This is a genomic window from Burkholderia sp. S-53, from assembly GCF_025560745.1.
In the GTDB taxonomy this organism is placed as follows: domain Bacteria; phylum Pseudomonadota; class Gammaproteobacteria; order Burkholderiales; family Burkholderiaceae; genus Burkholderia; species Burkholderia pyrrocinia.
In genome coordinates this window covers 599,039-616,928 of sequence record NZ_CP090482.1, presented here as the reverse complement: position 1 = coordinate 616,928, position 17,890 = coordinate 599,039, and the positions used below count along the sequence as shown (strand labels likewise).

Sequence of the window (17,890 nt, the reverse complement as noted above, 5' to 3'; positions counted from 1 at the left end):
GAATGGAAGCGAAGTGAGCGATGCGGCCAGGCATGAATGCGGTCCTGAAGCGGGTGTTCCAGCGACTGCATTACCCGTTCGACGTGATCCCGCTGTGCGTACGCTGGTATGTTGCGTACCCCCTGAGCCTGCGCCACCTCGAGGAGATGATGGCCGAACGGGGCGTGTCGGTTGATCACTCGACGGTACATCGATGGGCCATCAAGCTCCTTCCGGTGCTGGAAAAGGCGTTCCGCCAGCGCAAGCGGCCGGTCGGAAAAAGCTGGAGGATGGACGAGACGTATATCAAGGTCAACGGTGCGTGGAAATACCTCTATCGGGCCGTTGCCAAGGACGGCAACACCATCGATTTCCTGCTGCGGGCTCGCCGGGACAAGGCTGCCGCCCGTCGGTATTTCGAAAGATCGATCGAGCAGAACGGTGCACCCGAGACCGTGACGATCGACAAAAGCGGGGCGAACCTGGCGGCGCTCAAGGACATCAACGCCACCCGTGAACCGCCGATCAAGATTCGCCAGCAAAAATATCTGAACAATATCGTCGAGCAGGATCACCGCGCCATCAAGCGCCGAACCCGGCCGATGATGGGCTTCAAAGATTTTCACTGCGCTCGCATCCTGCTCGGTGGTATCGAAGTGATGCACATGATTGCCAAAGGGCAAATGAAGGTAGTTCACAAGAGCCAGACGGCCGCCGAGCAATTCTACGCGCTGGCTGCATGAGGATTCCTATACATTCTAGAATCGATACGCCTTGACTTCCTTATCGCGACAGAACCCAGCGTCAAGTACGAAGAGATTTACCTGCGAGCTTACGAGTCGGTCAGCCATGCCCGGCGCTCCATCGGCGACTACATCGAGTTGTACAACCGAAAACGGCCTCATTCGAGCCTGGCGGATCGGACGCCGGATGAGGCATACTTCGCGACGCTGCCTGCGATCAAATCGGCAGCATGATTGCCTCGGACGTTCCACTTAAAAATCTCAGAAAACTGTCCGAACGAGTGAGGCCACCTCTTTGCCCGCTCGGTTAGGAGAATTGGTATCGTGACGACTGTTTCCGATGCCGCGACGGCACGCCGCTGCGCGGGCACGCCGACCGTCACCGTGGTCGACAACCGCGGCCTGGTCGTGCGCACCGTGCAGTACAGCCGCACGGCGATTGACGATCCGCTGGATGAGCTGATCACGCGCCAGAGCTGGTCCGCGCGCGGCTACCTCATGACGCGCATCGACCCGCGCTTGTTCGACGAGCAACGCCTTGACCCGGACGTGCCGCCCAATTTCCGCTACGTGCGCTCGCTGTCCGGCCAGCCGCTCACGATCGCCAGCCAGGACGCCGGCGAGCAGACCGCACTGTATGATTCCGACGGCGGCGTCGTCTGGCAGCACGACAGCCGCGACCAGCAGTTGCGCCGCACCTACGACACGCTGCATCGTCTGGTCTCGGTCACCGAGCAGACCGGCCCCGCCACACCGCGCATCAGCGAGCGCCTCCTCTATGGCGACGCCACCGCCGCCGACAACGCCAACCTGCGCGGCCAGTTGCGGCAGGCCTGGTCGCCCGCCGGGATGGCCGAGACGCCGTCCTACAGCCTCGCCGGCCAACCGCTGGCCACCGTTCAACAGTTCCTGCGCGACGACGTGCTCGACAGCGACTGGGCCAGCGACGACCCGGGCGCTTGGGTGCGCGACCTCGCGCCCGACACCTACACGACCCGCTGGGCCTACAACGCCCTCGGTCAGGAGCTCGAGCGCGTCGATGCGTGCCACAACCGGCAGCGCCAGCACTTCAACGTGGCCGGCCAGCTTGCCGCCAGCGAACTGCAGCTAGCCGATCAGTCCACCTGGCAGCCGCTGCTGCGCGCGATCAGCTACAGTGCCGCCGGCCAGGTGCTGCGCGAGGAGGCCGGCAACGGCGTCGTCACCGACTACACCTACGAGCCGCAGACCCAGCGCCTGGCCGAACTCCACACCACCCGTCCGCCCCAGGCCGGGCGCACCACGCTGCTGCAGGCGCTGTCCTATCAGTACGACCCGGTCGGCAACCTGCTGGCGATCGACGACGCGGCCAAGGCCACCCGCTACACCCGCAACCAGCGCGTCGCGCCCGCCAGCCATTACAGCTACGACGCGCTGTACCAGCTCACCCGCGCCACCGGCCGCGAGAACGCCAACGCCGGCCGCCAGAGCCAGGCGCTGCCGGCGCCGATCGTGCCGCTGTTCCAGGAAATCGGCGCACTGACCCCCTACACGCGCACCTACCGCTACGACCGCGGCGCCAACCTCACGACCCTCCAGCATCAGGGTACCCGCTCCTCCTACACGCAGCAGATGGTGGTCGCCCCCACCTCGAACCGCGCGGTGCCGCAGACCGACGGCCTCACGCCCGGCGACGTGGCCAGCTATTTCGACGCCTGCGGCAACCTCAAGGCCCTGGGCGCGAGCCAGCCGCTCGCGTGGGACAGCCGCAACCAGTTGCAGCGCACCACGCAGGTCGTGCGCCGCGGCGCCGACGACGATTGCGAGGTGTACTGGTACGACGGCGCCGGCCAGCGGGCCACCAAGCTCGGCACCGCCCGCACCAGCGGCACCACCCGCACCCAGCGGGTGCGCTACCTGCCCGGACTGGAGCTGCGCCAGACCGAGCAGACCCCCACCGACGCCACCACGCCGACGCCTGTCGAGATTCTGCAGGTGCTCACGCTCGGCGCGGCCGGCCGCCAGTCGGTGCGGGTGCTGCATTGGGAACTGGGCAAGCCGGAAACGATCGAGAACGACCAGTGGCGTGTCAGTCTCGACGACCAGATCGGCTCGTCGACGCTCGAAGTGGATCAGCACGCGGACATCCTGACCTGGGAGGAGTACTACCCGTTTGGTGGCACCTCGGTGTGGTCGGCGCGCAGCGACGCCGAGGCGAAATACAAGTACGTGCACTACTCGAGCCAGGAGCGCGATGCCACCGGCCTGTACTACTACGGGTTCCGCTACTACGCGCCGTGGCTCGGTCGATGGATCAACCCCGATCCCGCCGGGCCGGTCGACGGACTCAATCTCTTTTGCATGGTCGCCAACAATCCACTAACGTTTAACGATAGGAAAGGATTGATGGGCTGGCCTTTCAAAAAAAACAATCATCGAACAGCAGATAGCATTGTTAATGTAACGAAAGAAGATGCATACGCAAAATTATTCGACAAACATCAAGATAATCCAGTGAGCGTTTCGGAAGATACAATGAACGCTCTGCTCGCATCTCGCCGCACGATCTCTCAAACACGCGAACTTCTTCCATTTGGAGCCGGAAATCAGGCAGCGGACCTATTTTCGTCTGGCGGTGAAAGTTTTCTTCGAGCAAACTATGCCATGGCAAAAGGAGCCGGGACTATTTCAACAAACGCAAAATGGAGCATCCACTGTCAAGCGGGAAATTGCTCCGGACATGCGGATGTGGCATTTTCTTTACTCAGCGCGGAGAAAATAGGCCAACCCATCGGTAGAGCATCGTCAAACATTGAGGATCATGCTTTCGTTATTATTGGGGACCCCAGAGATCCCATCTATGACACAGTTGTTGTCGATGTCTGGCCTATTTTTCCAACTGCTTTTCGCCTGAAAGATGCGGACAACACACTAATAGATGAAATGCCAACGATAAAAGAATGGCACAGCCCAGGAAGCGATCCATTGGAAATCGAGGCATCGGAGCCGGCCCACCTGAAAGATATTGTATCTTTTTTTTCAAAGCTAGGCGTTCCACCCCCTGGGAATAAACTGGAGAAATATTTGGTAACCTCCAACGATAGAAAGCAACTTGCTTACAACATACTGTTTTCCATTAACAACCCCAAAACAAGATATACCGCTCCTGGCAGGATGTATGATCTGAAGACAGACGAGGCAAATCGAAATGTTTATGATAGAAAAACCAGCGCATTAAAAAGGGCGACTCATCTCGGAATGAAAATCCCATGACTCATCAAACGCGGCTTTGTTCGGAAGGGGTTGTTGCGCGGCAGCGTGAGGTCGAGTAGAAAGGGCCATAGATCTATCCGCCTCGTGAACGTTCAGTGCCATACAAAGCCAGCCTGAAATCCGGTGCGCCGCGCAAACGCCCGAAACCGGGGTTCTGTCGCAGTAAGGCGGTCTGGTAAGCTTGCGAGATCGGAATGGAAGCGAATTGAGCGATGCAGCAAGGCATGAATGCGATCCTGAAGCAGGTGTTCCAGCGACTGCACTACCCGTTCGACGTGATCCTGCTGTGCGTACGCGGGTATGTTGCGTACCCGCTGAGCCTGCGCCACCTCGAGGAAATGATGGCCGAACGGGGCGTGTCGGTGGACCATTCGACGGTACATCGATGGGCCATCAAGTTGCTGCCGGTGCTGGAACAGGCGTTCCGTCGGCGCAAGCGGCCGGTCGGAAAAAGCTGGAGGATGGACGAGACGTATATCAAGGTCAACGGTGCGTGGAAATACCTCTATCGGGCCGTTGCCAAGGACGGCAACACCATCGATTTCCTGCTGCGGGCTCGCCGGGACAAGGCTGCCGCCCGTCGGTATTTCGAAAGATCGATCGAGCAGAACGATGCACCCGAGACCGTGACGATCGACAAAAGCGGGGCGAACCTGGCGGCGCTCAAGGACATCAACGCCACCCGTGAACCGCCGATCAAGATTCGTCAGCAAAAATATCTGAACAATATCGTCGAGCAGGATCACCGCGCCATCAAGCGCCGAACCCGGCCGATGATGGGCTTCAAAGATTTTCACTGCGCTCGCATCCTGCTCGGTGGTATCGAAGTGATGCACATGATTGCCAAAGGGCAAATGAAGGTAGTTCACAAGAGCCAGACGGCCGCCGAGCAATTCTACGCGCTGGCTGCATGATGATTCCTATACATTCTAGAATCGATACGCCTTGACTTCCTTATCGCGACAGAACCCTCGAGATCGCCGTGCCAAGCTTCGGGCAGCTCAGCGAGCGGTTCGCGACGCTGCCGGTCCCGGTGCAGCAGCGTTGCCAGCGGGTGGCCGACCGTCTGGCCAACGGCGAAGCGATCAGCCTGATCGTCGACAGCACCGGCATGAGCTTCGGTCGGGCCAGCGAATGGCGTCGCCAGAAGTACGGCCGCGCCGCGAGCCGAACGCCGTGGCGCAAGGTCCATCTGTCGATCGATCCGGAAATGAACATCCACGCGATTTCGGTCACCGAAACCACGGTGTCCGACGCGGCAGGGCTGCACGCCGTGCTGGCGGTCGATGCGCCCGTCGACTGCGTGATTGCCGACGGCGCGTACTACAGTATCGCGCAGACCGAAGCAGGGTCGGCCTGCGGCGTGTTGCCCGTGATACCGCCGCCGGCGAATGCAGTGATTCATGACCAGCCGACGACACGCTGGCACGACCAGATTGTCGGCTACATCAAAGAGAAAGGCATCGATGCGTTCCACAACAAGTACGGGTATGGCAAGCGCGCGCGGGTCAAGGCGCAGATCTCGCGGATCAAGCGTTGCATCGGATCGCGACTGCTGACACGCAGATTCGAATCGCAGCAGCGCGAGGGCGTGATCATCGCCAACCTCGTGAACCGGTGGAACAGCTTCGGCAAAGCGCTTTGCGTCAAAACAGCCTAATTGCGTCCGCAACCAACTGACCGCCTACCCTGTCGAACAAAGCCAAGATTATCGGGGTTTACCCTCATAACAATACGGCAGCCGAGCAATCATCATCTTGGCAAATTTTGACAAGTCATGATAGACTGGTCCGCATGACCACGATGAACATTTCCCTCCCCGATTCGCTGAAGGACTACGTCGACGAACAGGTTGGTGAGTGCGGCTACGGCACGAGCAGCGAATACGTCCGCGAACTGATCCGCAAGGATCAGCAGCGCAAGCATTTGCGCGCGCTTATCCTGCAAGGAGCGACGTCCGGTCTCACGGCCCCGGTCGACGCCGACTACTTCGAATTGCTCCGCGCCCGCGTGCGTACTTCGCGCAAATGAAGGGCAAGCCTGTAATCCTAACCCAGTTAGCCAAGCAGGACGTAGAAGACGAGTTGACCCACTACCTTGTGGATGAAGGCTCGGAGCAGGCCGCGTCCGGATTCATTGACGAGATCGAAATCGCGTACGCGCGCCTCGCGCAGCACCCCAACATCGGGTCTCCGCGCTATGGGTATGAGCTGGACATCCCGGGCCTGCGATCGTGGCCGCTCGAACGCTACCCGCACCTTATCTTCTACATTGAGCGCGAGGACCACGTCGAGGTCTGGCGCGTGCTCAACGGCAAGCGCGATATTCCGGCGTGGCTGTTGAGCGATGGCGGCGAGTTTCACGGTTCTGTCGCGATAAGGAAGTCAAGGCGTATCGATTCTAGAATGTATAGGAATCATCATGCAGCCAGCGCGTAGAATTGCTCGGCGGCCGTCTGGCTCTTGTGAACTACCTTCATTTGCCCTTTGGCAATCATGTGCATCACTTCGATACCACCGAGCAGGATGCGAGCGCAGTGAAAATCTTTGAAGCCCATCATCGGCCGGGTTCGGCGCTTGATGGCGCGGTGATCCTGCTCGACGATATTGTTCAGATATTTTTGCTGACGAATCTTGATCGGCGGTTCACGGGTGGCGTTGATGTCCTTGAGCGCCGCCAGGTTCGCCCCGCTTTTGTCGATCGTCACGGTCTCGGGTGCACCGTTCTGCTCGATCGATCTTTCGAAATACCGACGGGCAGCAGCCTTGTCCCGGCGAGCCCGCAGCAGGAAATCGATGGTGTTGCCGTCTTTGTCAACGGCCCGATAGAGGTATTTCCACGCACCGTTGACCTTGATATACGTCTCGTCCATCCTCCAGCTTTTTCCGACCGGCCGCTTGCGCTGGCGAACGCCTTTTCCAGCACCGGAAGGAGCTTGATGGCCCATCGATGTACCGTCGAGTGATCAACCGACACGCCCCGTTCGGCCATCACTTCCTCGAGGTGGCGCAGGCTCAGCGGGTACGCAACATACCCGCGTACGCACAGCAGGATCACGTCGAACGGGTAGTGCAGTCGCTGGAACACCCGCTTCAGGATCGCATTCATGCCTTGCTGCATCGCTCAATTCGCTTCCATTCCGATCTCGCAAGCTTACCAGACCGCCTTACTGCGACAGAACCAGCGGAAAGCGGTAATACAACCACACCGCGCAACTGATCACGTCCAGCGGAAATCGGTAGCCTTTGAACGAGACCGGCGCCTCGGCCGACGGCAGAACGGAGACGGAAGCTTTCTTCATGCCCCATTGCACTCGCCGACCTCGACTGCAACCTGACAATACCGCTCCCTAAGTTGCGCGGATTTCCTCAGAAAGACCCAGGCGGTGACACATAAGAAACCGTTGGATTAAGCTGCAATGAACTCCTTAAAACGCTATCATTCCGGCTATAGCAAAAAGATGCTATGACCTCATCCGGACCGTTAACGATATTTCCAATTTGAGATTCCGACAATCCAGCCATATTCACAACTCTAACATTTGGATATGGTCTAAATCTTCTAACATCGTCGCGATAAAATTTCCTCTCAACGTGAGCCGCCGAACGAAATCCAGTTTCATCCCCGTGAGTTCCTGATAGGATTGTCACATCTCGACCTCTTCTATACGCGCCCCTAACTATATCATCAACATAAGAGCCTCTGACTTCAAAGCGTGACATCCATACGCGTCTACCAGAAGCATTCCTGGCGTAAACGAAACTCTCACGCGCAAGACGTTCGTATCTACCATCTGAAGCAAAGCGGTGAATGGTAACGGTATTCCTCGGCGTACGCCAAGCATTGCTTCCCAACATCCTCATTGAACCTGCGCGACCCGCGCCGACGCCGGCTTTTGCTCCCCATCCCGACAGCAATGGCGCGCCAGCACTCAGCAGGTTCCCCCCAAAAAACACAGCCAAATCGATTCCTTCACCAAAATGCTGAAAAACTCGCGCCACTTTCGGAATGTAATAGTTCGATTGGTTCGGATCCGGCTGATAGGCCGGATCGGATTGCGCTATGCTCTGCCCAACATCCTTAAATGCCTGACCAGGATTTCTGGCGTAGTAATTGATTCTGAGCGGGTCCTGCGCCCAACTCCAAAGAAAAACACCCACTCTAACTGCGCGGTCGACGTCCTCCCACGACCAGGCCCCGGACGGATCGGAATTATTGACCGGATCGAGATTGCAGTACTGGTAGCGGTTGATGCCGGCCTTGCCAAACGGGCTCAACCCGTCTGGGGAATGGAAGGCGCGCAGCAATGGGTTATAGAACCGGTAGCCGTTGCCCAGCACATAGCAGCCGGAGGCCGGATCCCGCAGGTAGCCATTAAAGCCGATCGGCGCATCGAGCAGGCTGGTCTTGGCCGCTGCCGACACGGGGTCAGCCAACGGCGGGTCGACCTCTGCGCCTGCAGGTAGCGCGGCTCTCTGGGATTCATTCGCAATCGCACCGGACGGTGCAATATCTCCACTCGGGAGCTCCGCAACAACATACCTGGCGCCATAGTCCGAGTATTCGTAACGAGCGCTGGCCAGAGGCACGCTGGACTCGCCAGCCGCATACCGATAGACGGCGCGCACCGTCCCCGATTCCTCGGTGCAGAACAGCTCCAGTTCTTCGCGATCACCTTGCTTCAGCAGGAACCGACCCAACAGGATGCCGTTGACCTGGAGGTAAAGGGTCTGGACGACGTCATCCGCCGCCGGGTCGCCCAGTTCGCCAAGCAGCGCGCCCTGATCATAGAGCCGTGTGACCGTACCCTCGCCACGGTTGTTATCGGAAGACGGTACCGTCTGAATCAGTTGCCCCAACCCATCGTAACGGTACGAATAACGCCGAGGCTGATTTTCCGGCGGCCGCGCAAATACATCGTCGATGGTTAGCGCGGTCAGTTGGTTCAGCGGACTATATCGGCACCAATCGACGGTATACATCCCGCTCGTGTTGTCCGCGAGTGAGGATGGGGCTGGGGAATAAGTCCCCGTGCTGCTCGAAACGTTCCCGCTTCCATCATAAATCGGCTTACGAGAAAGATAATTATCTGTGGGGTTGCCAGCTCCGTTATGGTAAGCGTCGACAATCTGGTCGTTTACGTATTCGTATTTACACGACTGCACAATCTGACTATTGTCATTCTTGAATGCCACATACTTGAAGCGATAAAATCCAATCATTTCATAGTCACTGAAAGCATATTCATGATCGGCGCCCGTTTCCCCCTTATGGCTAGATCCAATCAGTTGCTGATATTGCGACTCATATATGTAGAATAGTTCTTCATCCCCCCCTCCTTCGACCGGCACCCCCCATTTGCTTGCAGCGCTGGTTATCTGCGATGTAAACAATATCTTGTTTGAGAAGCGCGCGACAGACGTGCGCCCATTCGGGCCATAAATGAAAAATTCTCTCGATTTCTCGTTTCCATATTGATCATATGTGAAGTCAACATCCATGAGCATTGCCCCGGCTGGACTATACGAGACCGTAATACGCTCCACCTCGCCAGCCCCAGGTTTTTTCGGATCCTGCATATAAGACACAACAACATAAAATCCCCGACCAGATCCTGGGTTGGCATTACAATCAAATATTCGACGCTCCATTCTCCCGCACGTGGGGTCAAAGAAGGTTTCCACATTATAACCCGTATAACCTGGAGAAGAACGATCGCGCTGCACGCTTGCCCTCTCCTGGAAGCTCGAGAATTTTGAATATTCATATTTTATCGTTGCAGTACAGCCCCCACTCGCATCCTTATATGTTGCGTCGAATTCCGTTTCGACGCCGTAAGCATTATATTGCCAGTTGTACCCGGTAGACTGATCCTGAGCGCCGCTGGCATCATACGCCTCCGCGTTACAGGTGCTCATTTGCTTGGTGCTAGGGTTGTACGAATACGTGTGCGTCGTCGGGCCGGCTTCGGCATTCGTCCCGCGCGTATAATCCGTCCCCAGCAACATCTGGGTGAGGTGCTGATATTCGTAATCAACGACCCCAATATTGCAGGTCATGGATTCGGGCTGCGGATTCTCGTTGTCGGGATACCGCAACGTCTTGGTTATCGGTTGAGGTTTATTAGACTGGTCAAGCCCCGGCTCGGTCTGCTGGATGATGCGACCGAACCCGTCAAATTCACGGCTCGCGTCCATGACGCTGACGCCGTTCGCGCTCGCCTGGATCCGCGACAGCTCGTTCATGATCGGAATCTGCGCGCTATACGTGTACGTGGTCACGTCGGTGCCACAGGTCTGCCGGGTCACCCGGTCAAACTGATCGTACTCGAACGAGACCGGCACTGCATAGGCATCGGGCTGTGTCGTCTTCACGAGCCGACCGAAACCGTCGTATTCGTTCAGTTGCGTGGCCGAGGTTGTCTTTGAGTCCGGCCTGGACTCGTCCTCCAGATAGGTCACACTGGTCCGACTGACAGCACCATAGTCGTTGTATTCCGTCTTGTAATCCACCGTCTGGCCACCCTTGCGGATCTGCTGATAGGGCGGCGTCGCCGCCAGGTTGTTCTCGACCACATCCGCGGTACCATCCGCATATTGCGTGCGGACCAGGCCGAACAGCCGGTATGCAAAGAGGGTGCGGTTTTGTATTGGTTGATCTTTGAGGGCGCCGACATAATCGATCGCCAGACTTTCCGCGACCACCGGCGCCGGCCCCTCCCGGTTGTACCGCGTCACCTGCGAGATTTCGTTGTATTGGTTGCTGTCGGCATGGCCCACGTAGATCAACAGGCCATCGCGATCCAGATATTGATATTCCTTGCGGCCATTGGGATAGGTCACCTCGGACCGGTTGGCCCACACGCCGAGGTCGACGGCCGGTGTCGACGCATCATCCGCAAAAACCGGAGCCCAATACTTGAAATCGTAGGTTTCGATTTCCTGATACGGCGTATCCGCATAGGCGGTCTTCTTGATCAGCCAGTTCCGGCCATTATATTCATAGCGGGTGATCGCGCCGGTTGGCGCGCGCTCCTCCAGCACCCGCCCCAATGACGGATTGAAGCGAACCGTGCCGCCAAGCGCGGCTTGGACCGGATCGTTTCCTTTTTGTGCCATCGAGCGTTGCTCGCAGGTGACCCGCAACCCACCGTCGGCCTGGGAAGTCACCGACCAAGCAGAAATGCTGGTATTGGTCAAGGTAACGCTGTCCGCCCCCGAGCCGAGCGTCGAGGTGACCGAACTCTGTGACTGCACACCATTCAGAATGAGCATGGGATCCATCGGGTTTGATGGAGGGTTTGATGGAGCGGTTGATAGATACTGATACTGCCCCATCACCACGCCATTGGCCTTGCTCTCCTTCTCCAGGACCATATAGGGGGATACAGGGTTTCCCGTTATCGAATCCGTGTACGGAATGCCATTGATTCGCGTATAGGTCGATTCGGTCGTCTGCTTCGGCGGTTGAATCGCGGATGCCGCATTGGGGAATGTCTCCACTTGCCTCACAAATCGCACAAACAGGGGACTGGGCGGGCACCCGACCGCCTCGGTGGAGTCGATGGGGTAGTAGGCGAATATCTGCTGGATACCCGACGACTGAGTCAACTCCAGCGGATTCCCATACTGATCGAAGCTGCGTTGGTCGAGCACCGTGCGTTCATTCTTCTTGGTGCCGTCTGTGGCGTACTCGAGGTACGTGGTCGCCATCCTCTCCCACAACGCAAACTGGGCAGGCTGGCTGGAGATGTCGCCCGCCTTGAGCGGGTACGTGTAGCTGACCTCGATGGCGTAGTAGCTTCCGTCCGCTTGCCTCGCTCTCTCGACCGTCGTTTGCTTGACCGGCAAATGGAACCGGTTGTAGGTAGTTTCAATGGTTCGGTCCAGATAGCTGGCCTTGGACGAGTATGTGTATGCGCCATTCGTGATCAGGATGCAGTTATCCTGATCCGGCAGCGGCGCGCTGCGCCCGGGATAGTAGCCGGTACAGTTGCTGTCCGGAGAATATGTATACGTGATCGTACGCGGATCCGCTTCCTGGGTCCCTTTCTGGTTGCCCTCTTCCAGCGTCGTGACGACCGGATACGTCACCGAGACCGGCGGCGTCGCACTCGGGTCGTCATAGTGTTTCGCTGTACCCCATGCCTTGACGCGCAGGTACTCGCCCGTTGGCGCGACGATCTTTTCCAGCACCATCCCGCGATTCGACTCGCTGCCGAAGTCACGATAGGCAAACTCGATCCAGCGATCCGGATCGTTGGGCAAGCTGATCTTTTCGACGTAGGCGTTCAGGTATTGATTGTCCGCGGGACTCCACTGCGTATGACGCAGCACACACTGCGTCGCCATACTCTGGCCGTCCAGCGTTTGCACGACATCGATCGTGCTGCGCCCCTCCTTGACCGTCCCGCTGATGTCGGCGACATCGCCATGGGTGATGTTCAGGGCGCTGGACGATGCGTTGTTGCTTTTCACCGACTTGAGCCGGTACCGGTTCTGCGCCGGGCTCTGTTCAATCTCGAAGTCCAGCCAGAACCCGGACGGCATGCACCGCCGGAGAATGACCCCATCAGCATTGTAATATTCAACGGCCCCGCTCTTATAAGTCACTTGAAACCCGGATCGCCCTGCCCCGCTCACACGCTGAATCTTCATGTCGTTGAGCCGGTGATACTGCAGGGTCGGCTCATTGCCGGCCAGATTCATGAGCGTGTCGACGGTCCCGTCCGACAAATGCATCTTGCCGCTGCCCCATGGATTGATCAGCGGAACGTTGAATCCGAATGCCTCCCTCGCCAGCGTCGGGGACTGCGCGTCACTGGCGGACAAGCGGTAGTAGTTGGTCGCCCCCAGATAGACCACATAGGCAAAACCGACCGGCGCCTGAATCCCGTAGGACAGCTGCCCCAGCACCATCGACGCCTGCAGCAGGCCGGTACGCGGATTCAGGTCATACGACAGCCCCGTCATGCCGGCCGCTTGCGTGAAGATCTGCGACGGGCTGTCGGCCAGCTGTTCCAGTGGTCTTGAACCTGCGTCCCTGGCGCTCTTCGCGCCGTGCTTGCCCGTCTTCTCGTTCATTTCAATGCTCCTCGAGGTCGAGACTTCCGTGCACGGGTCAGTCCGCCTTCACGCTACCGATCCCGGCGCGGCCGCGCACACCGGTCCGGGTGAAGCGGCAGAACCGCGTCGTCACGCGCTTGCCCTGCGCGGCTAGCGCTTCAATGGTTGGAAGATGCCAGTGCGATTGGGTCATTCCCAATCCAACGTCGCTCTAAATTCTATGCACCCGGTAATGTGAATTAAGGTGAAGTTGAGTGAAATTTCCTGACCACCGATTTTTGAATTGCGATTCGCGCATTCCCAGTCTATTTTTCCTAATCACACGCGCCTCTCGTGCCGGATTTTAAAATTTGCATCCGCTCCCATTTCAATAGGCTCGGCCAACGCGGCCTTGTTCTGAAAGTTGGTCGCGAAGTTAGTTGCTGGCGCAACTATGCTATCTTGGCGCAAACCGCTTTTCCGAAGCTGTTCAGATTTGTTTGCCAAGGGTGCTTGTGCGACTGCCTGAGGGCGTGTAGAAAGACGAATCGATATATCTAACCCGTGAGCTTTCAGTATCTTACAAAATCATGCTGAAATCCGACGCGCCGTGCAAACGCCCGAAGCCGACGTACCGCGTTACGAACGCGCGCCTACAACGTCGGCCTGAAGTGGCGCGTGGCGCGGACAGCTCACCTCTACGGCGCACACGGGGATCTGAAAGTGCGGTTCGTCAACGACACGCCTTATGTGCGGGGCGTGTCGGGGCGAGCACAGACCTACACCCGGGCGTACATCGAGTTGATCTACACGTTCTATCGGTTGTTCGGTTGGGCGATGCGCCAGATCACCGGCTTCATAGGCGCAGATCTCGCGGATTATGCGTTGCATCGGATCGCGACTGCTGACGCGCCAAATCGAATCGCAGCAGCGCGAGGGCGTGATCATCGCGAACCTCGCGAACCTGTGGAACAGCTTCGGCAAAGCGGTTTGCGTCAAGGCAGCATAGTTGCTCACGCAACCAATTTGGTGACAAACCTTCAGAACAAGGCCTCTATGAGGTGCTGAGATCATGAGTGCTGCCACCGTTTTCGACGACGCCACCGCGCGGCGCTGCGAGGGCACCCCGACGCTCACCGTGATCGACAACCGCGGCCTGGTCGTGCGTACCGTGCAGTACAACCGCACGGCGATTGACGATCCGCTGGATGAGCTGATCACGCGCCAGAGCTGGTCCGCGCGCGGCTACCTCATGACGCGCATCGACCCGCGCTTGTTCGACGAGCAACGCCTTGACCCGGACGTGCCGCCCAATTTCCGCTACGTGCGCTCGCTGTCCGGCCAGCCGCTCACGATCGCCAGCCAGGACGCCGGCGAGCAGACCGCACTGTATGATTCCGACGGCGGCGTCGTCTGGCAGCACGACAGCCGCGACCAGCAGTTGCGCCGCACCTACGACACGCTGCATCGTCTGGTCTCGGTCACCGAGCAGACCGGCCCCGCCACACCGCGCATCAGCGAGCGCCTCCTCTATGGCGACGCCACCGCCGCCGACAACGCCAACCTGCGCGGCCAGTTGCGGCAGGCCTGGTCGCCCGCCGGGATGGCCGAGACGCCGTCCTACAGCCTCGCCGGCCAACCGCTGGCCACCGTTCAACAGTTCCTGCGCGACGACGTGCTCGACAGCGACTGGGCCAGCGACGATCCGGCCCGCTGGACCAATGCCCTCGCGCCCGACACGTACACCACCCGCTGGGCCTACAACGCGCTCGGTCAGGAGCTCGAGCGCACCGATGCGCGCGGCAACCGTCAGCGCCAACACTACAACGTCGCCGGCCAGCTCGCCGGCAGCGACCTGCAGCTGGCCGGCCAGTCCACCTGGCAGCCGCTGCTGCGCGCGATCAGCTACAGCGCCGCCGGCCAGGTGCTGCGCGAGGAGGCCGGCAACGGCGTCGTCACCGACTACACCTACGAGCCGCAGACCCAGCGCCTGGCCGAACTCCACACCACCCGTCCGCCCCAGGCCGGGCGCACCACGCTGCTGCAGGCGCTGTCCTATCAGTACGACCCGGTCGGCAACCTGCTGGCGATCGACGACGCGGCCAAGGCCACCCGCCACACCCGCAACCAGCGCGTCGCGCCCGCCAGCCATTACAGCTACGACGCGCTGTACCAGCTCACCCGCGCCACCGGCCGCGAGAACGCCAACGCCGGCCGCCAGAGCCAGGCGCTGCCGGCGCCGATCGTGCCGCTGTTCCAGGAAATCGGTGAGCTGACCCCCTACACGCGCACCTACCGTTACGATCGCGGCGCCAACCTCACGACCCTCCAGCATCAGGGCACCCGCTCCTCCTACACGCAGCAGATGGTGGTCGCGCGCACCTCGAATCGCGCGGTGCCACAGACCGACGGCCTCACGCCCGGCGACGTGGCCAGCTATTTCGACGCCTGCGGCAACCTCAAGGCCCTGGGCGCGAGCCAGCCGCTCGCGTGGGACAGCCGCAACCAGCTGCAGCGCACCACCCAGGTCGTGCGCCGCGGCCTCGACGACGACACCGAGGTGTACTGGTATGACGGCGCCGGCCAGCGGGCCACCAAGCTCGGCACCGCCCGCACCAGCGGCACCACCCGCACCGAGCGGGTGCGCTACCTGCCCGGACTCGAGCTGCGCCAGATCGAGCAGACCCGCACCGGCGAGACCCTGCCGACGCCTGTCGAACGCCTGCAGGTGCTCACGCTCGGCGCGGCCGGCCGCCAGTCGGTGCGTCTGCTGCATTGGGAATTGGGCCAACCCTCGACGATCGAGAACGACCAGCTGCGCGTCAGCCTCGACGACCAGATCGGCTCGTCGATGCTCGAGCTCGACGCGCAGGCGGATATCCTGACCTGGGAGGAGTACTACCCGTTTGGCGGCACGTCAGTGTGGTCGGCGCGCAGCGACACCGAGGCGAAGTACAAGTACGTGCGCTACTCGGGCCAGGAGCGCGACGCCACCGGCCTGTACTACTACGGGTTCCGCTACTACGCGCCGTGGCTCGGAAGATGGCTCAACCCCGATCCCGCCGGACCCGTCGACGGGCTCAACCTCTTTTGCATGGTCGCGAATAATCCGATCGTGTTACTCGACCCAGAGGGGCTTACACGCACGACATCATCCAAACTGACAACAGAACGCCGAGAGCACTATAGCGGATTTCTCAACATGGCGAATATCGTAACAAGCTGCCTGCGCCCCCATCAGCAAACGGATGCATTCCAAATTGACGCAGATCGAATAACAGAGGATCACATGAAGCCAATGAGATCCCATGTTATCCAAAAGCTCCACTACAACAAAAAAATATTGAAATTTCTTCAGAAAAACACCGCAGATACGCTCGGCGCGCTAGGGGAATTGGAATCAAGGATTAGCGAATCAGAGAAATCAGTAAAATCAATCAATTATCCATTTAACAAAGAAACCATCGCGCTTGACGCCCAAATTTTGCTCGAAAATAACTCGAAAGAGATAGCGATTTTTGGTGAAATTTCCGCCCTCGCCACCTCTTATCTGACGGCAATAGAAGAGTTCAGTGGCGCCGCAATCCGCATGGCCACTGAGATCGTTGATGACGTGGTGAGTATGCGCCTAGGGGGCATTGAGGACGCGATGTGTAAGCGCGTAAACGCCATTAAGACGGCGAAGAGCAGCCGCGTAGAGTTCATTGAGGACACGATGCGCGTACGCAATAAGACCGATTCTGCCTTGGTGGAAGGGGAGCACGAAGAAACCATTTCAAAATTTCTTTCAAATAAGAGCAATATTCATGTCAAATCGGGTGACGCGCAGAGTGGGGTTGACCGGCAAATGAAAAACCAACCACCCAAAGATTTACATAAGCGGCTCGGCAGGGCCGGTTCCCGATTCGCGCGCGCGTGGGGTGACCTGAGACGCTTCTTGTAGCCATTTGGCAAGCGAGTTCTCTTTTATCCTAGGGTGCTCTGGTTCTGTCGCAGTAAGTCGGTCTGGTAAGCTTGCGTGATCGGAATTGAGGCGAAGTGAGCGATGCAGCCAGGCATGAATGCGATCCTGAAGCAGGTGTTCCAGCGACTGCATTACCCGTTCGACGTGATCCTGCTGTGCGTGCGCTGGTATGTTGTGTCCCCCCTGAGCCTGCGCCACCTCGAGGAAATGATGGCCGAACGGGGCGTGTCGGTGGACCATTCGACGGTGCATCGATGGGCCATCAAGGTGCTGCCGGTGCTGGAACAGGCGTTCCGTCGGCGCAAGCGGCCGGTCGGAAAAAGCTGGCGGATGGACGAGACGTATATCAAGGTCAACGGTGCGTGGAAATATCTCTACCGGGCCGTCGACAAGGACGGCAACACTATCGATTTCCTGCTGCGGGCTCGCCGGGACAAGGCCGCCGCCCGTCGGTATTTCGAAAAATCGATCGAGCAGAACGGTGCACCCGAGACCGTGACGATCGACAAAAGCGGGGCGAACCTGGCGGCGCTCAAGGACATCAACGCCACCCGTGAGCAGCCGATCAAGATTCGCCAGCAAAAATATCTGAACAATATCGTCGAGCAGGATCACCGCGCCATCAAGTGCCGAACCCGGCCGATGATGGGCTTCAAAGATTTTCACTGCGCTCGCATCCTGCTCGGTGGTATCGAAGTGATGCACATGATTGCCAAAGGGCAAATGAAGGCAGTTCGCAAGAACCAGACGGCCGCCGAGCAATTCTACTCTTTGGCTGCATAAGGAATCCTATACGTTCCCGAGTTTATGCGTCTGGACATCCTTATCGCGACAGAACCAAAAAATCCGCCGCATCGCGATCTAATTTACTGATTTTAATGAAAAAATCTGATTTCCCGCATGCGAAA

11 protein-coding genes and 2 pseudogenes are annotated in these 17,890 nt (G+C 58.8%); 9 read left to right on the top strand and 4 right to left on the bottom strand.

Going from position 1 to position 17,890, the window contains the following annotated elements; genetic code table 11:
* Window positions 1–32 precede the first annotated feature (32 nt).
* From LXM88_RS02460 to LXM88_RS02430, 7 genes and pseudogenes are all read left to right on the top strand, one after another.
* Window positions 33–722 (top strand): IS6 family transposase, encoded by a 690-nt coding sequence (locus LXM88_RS02460; protein ID WP_412524070.1) that lies wholly within the window; start codon window positions 33–35, stop codon window positions 720–722.
* Between the two features lie 57 nt (window positions 723–779).
* A pseudogene (locus LXM88_RS02455) lies at window positions 780–956 on the top strand (integrase core domain-containing protein); the annotation flags it as partial.
* A 90-nt stretch (window positions 957–1,046) separates the two neighbouring features.
* On the top strand, window positions 1,047–3,974 hold the full coding sequence (locus LXM88_RS02450; protein ID WP_262530379.1) for an RHS repeat-associated core domain-containing protein: 2,928 nt from the start codon (window positions 1,047–1,049) through the stop codon (window positions 3,972–3,974).
* A gap of 224 nt (window positions 3,975–4,198) precedes the next feature.
* The gene (locus tag LXM88_RS02445) at window positions 4,199–4,888 is read left to right on the top strand and encodes an IS6 family transposase (protein WP_412524069.1); all 690 of its coding nucleotides are present in this window, start codon (window positions 4,199–4,201) and stop codon (window positions 4,886–4,888) included.
* A gap of 68 nt (window positions 4,889–4,956) precedes the next feature.
* Window positions 4,957–5,634, top strand: a complete 678-nt coding sequence (locus LXM88_RS02440) for a transposase (RefSeq protein WP_262530377.1) — start codon at window positions 4,957–4,959, stop codon at window positions 5,632–5,634.
* Between the two features lie 134 nt (window positions 5,635–5,768).
* Window positions 5,769–6,005: a type II toxin-antitoxin system ParD family antitoxin gene (locus LXM88_RS02435; protein WP_262530376.1), complete on the top strand. Its 237-nt coding sequence runs from the start codon at window positions 5,769–5,771 to the stop codon at window positions 6,003–6,005.
* Window positions 6,002–6,412, top strand: a complete 411-nt coding sequence (locus tag LXM88_RS02430; RefSeq protein WP_441301332.1) for a type II toxin-antitoxin system RelE/ParE family toxin — start codon at window positions 6,002–6,004, stop codon at window positions 6,410–6,412. The genes LXM88_RS02435 and LXM88_RS02430 overlap by 4 nt, the downstream gene beginning before the upstream one ends.
* Here LXM88_RS02430 and LXM88_RS02425 read toward each other — a convergent pair.
* The 4 genes and pseudogenes from LXM88_RS02425 to LXM88_RS02410 all read right to left on the bottom strand — a co-directional run bounded on the left by LXM88_RS02425 (window position 6,394) and on the right by LXM88_RS02410 (window position 13,232).
* Window positions 6,394–7,082, bottom strand: a protein-coding gene (locus LXM88_RS02425; protein ID WP_412524068.1) for an IS6 family transposase whose coding sequence is annotated in 2 segments (ribosomal slippage) — window positions 6,394–6,881 and window positions 6,881–7,082 — 690 coding nt in all. Because the reading frame shifts where the segments join, the coding sequence is not laid out codon by codon here. The two genes, LXM88_RS02430 and LXM88_RS02425, sit on opposite strands and share 19 nt — an antisense overlap.
* Window positions 7,083–7,149: 67 nt before the next feature.
* Window positions 7,150–7,275 (bottom strand): annotated as a pseudogene (locus LXM88_RS02420) (IS6 family transposase); the annotation flags it as partial.
* Window positions 7,276–7,342: 67 nt separating this feature from the next.
* Window positions 7,343–13,057: an RHS repeat-associated core domain-containing protein gene (locus LXM88_RS02415; RefSeq protein WP_262530374.1), complete on the bottom strand. Its 5,715-nt coding sequence runs from the start codon at window positions 13,055–13,057 to the stop codon at window positions 7,343–7,345.
* A gap of 37 nt (window positions 13,058–13,094) precedes the next feature.
* Window positions 13,095–13,232 (bottom strand): hypothetical protein, encoded by a 138-nt coding sequence (locus LXM88_RS02410; protein WP_262530373.1) that lies wholly within the window; start codon window positions 13,230–13,232, stop codon window positions 13,095–13,097.
* 858 nt (window positions 13,233–14,090) lie between these two features.
* Here LXM88_RS02410 and LXM88_RS02405 point away from each other — a divergent pair.
* Complete coding sequence (locus tag LXM88_RS02405) at window positions 14,091–16,961, top strand: RHS repeat-associated core domain-containing protein (RefSeq protein WP_262530372.1); 2,871 nt, start codon at window positions 14,091–14,093, stop codon at window positions 16,959–16,961.
* Between the two features lie 114 nt (window positions 16,962–17,075).
* A complete protein-coding gene (locus LXM88_RS02400; protein ID WP_412524066.1) occupies window positions 17,076–17,765 on the top strand; it encodes an IS6 family transposase in 690 nt (229 codons plus the stop codon).
* Window positions 17,766–17,890: the final 125 nt, after the last annotated feature.

What these genes read in the sequence shown, in the direction of transcription:
- LXM88_RS02460 (WP_412524070.1), top strand. Translation starts at nt 33, where the DNA reads ATGAATGCGGTCCTGAAGCGGGTGTTCCAGCGACTGCATTACCCGTTC.
- LXM88_RS02445 (WP_412524069.1), top strand. Translation starts at nt 4,199, where the DNA reads ATGAATGCGATCCTGAAGCAGGTGTTCCAGCGACTGCACTACCCGTTC.
- LXM88_RS02435 (WP_262530376.1), top strand. Translation starts at nt 5,769, where the DNA reads ATGACCACGATGAACATTTCCCTCCCCGATTCGCTGAAGGACTACGTC.
- LXM88_RS02430 (WP_441301332.1), top strand. Translation starts at nt 6,002, where the DNA reads ATGAAGGGCAAGCCTGTAATCCTAACCCAGTTAGCCAAGCAGGACGTA.
- LXM88_RS02415 (WP_262530374.1), bottom strand. Translation starts at nt 13,057, where the DNA reads ATGAACGAGAAGACGGGCAAGCACGGCGCGAAGAGCGCCAGGGACGCA.
- LXM88_RS02410 (WP_262530373.1), bottom strand. Translation starts at nt 13,232, where the DNA reads ATGACCCAATCGCACTGGCATCTTCCAACCATTGAAGCGCTAGCCGCG.
- LXM88_RS02405 (WP_262530372.1), top strand. Translation starts at nt 14,091, where the DNA reads ATGAGTGCTGCCACCGTTTTCGACGACGCCACCGCGCGGCGCTGCGAG.
- LXM88_RS02400 (WP_412524066.1), top strand. Translation starts at nt 17,076, where the DNA reads ATGAATGCGATCCTGAAGCAGGTGTTCCAGCGACTGCATTACCCGTTC.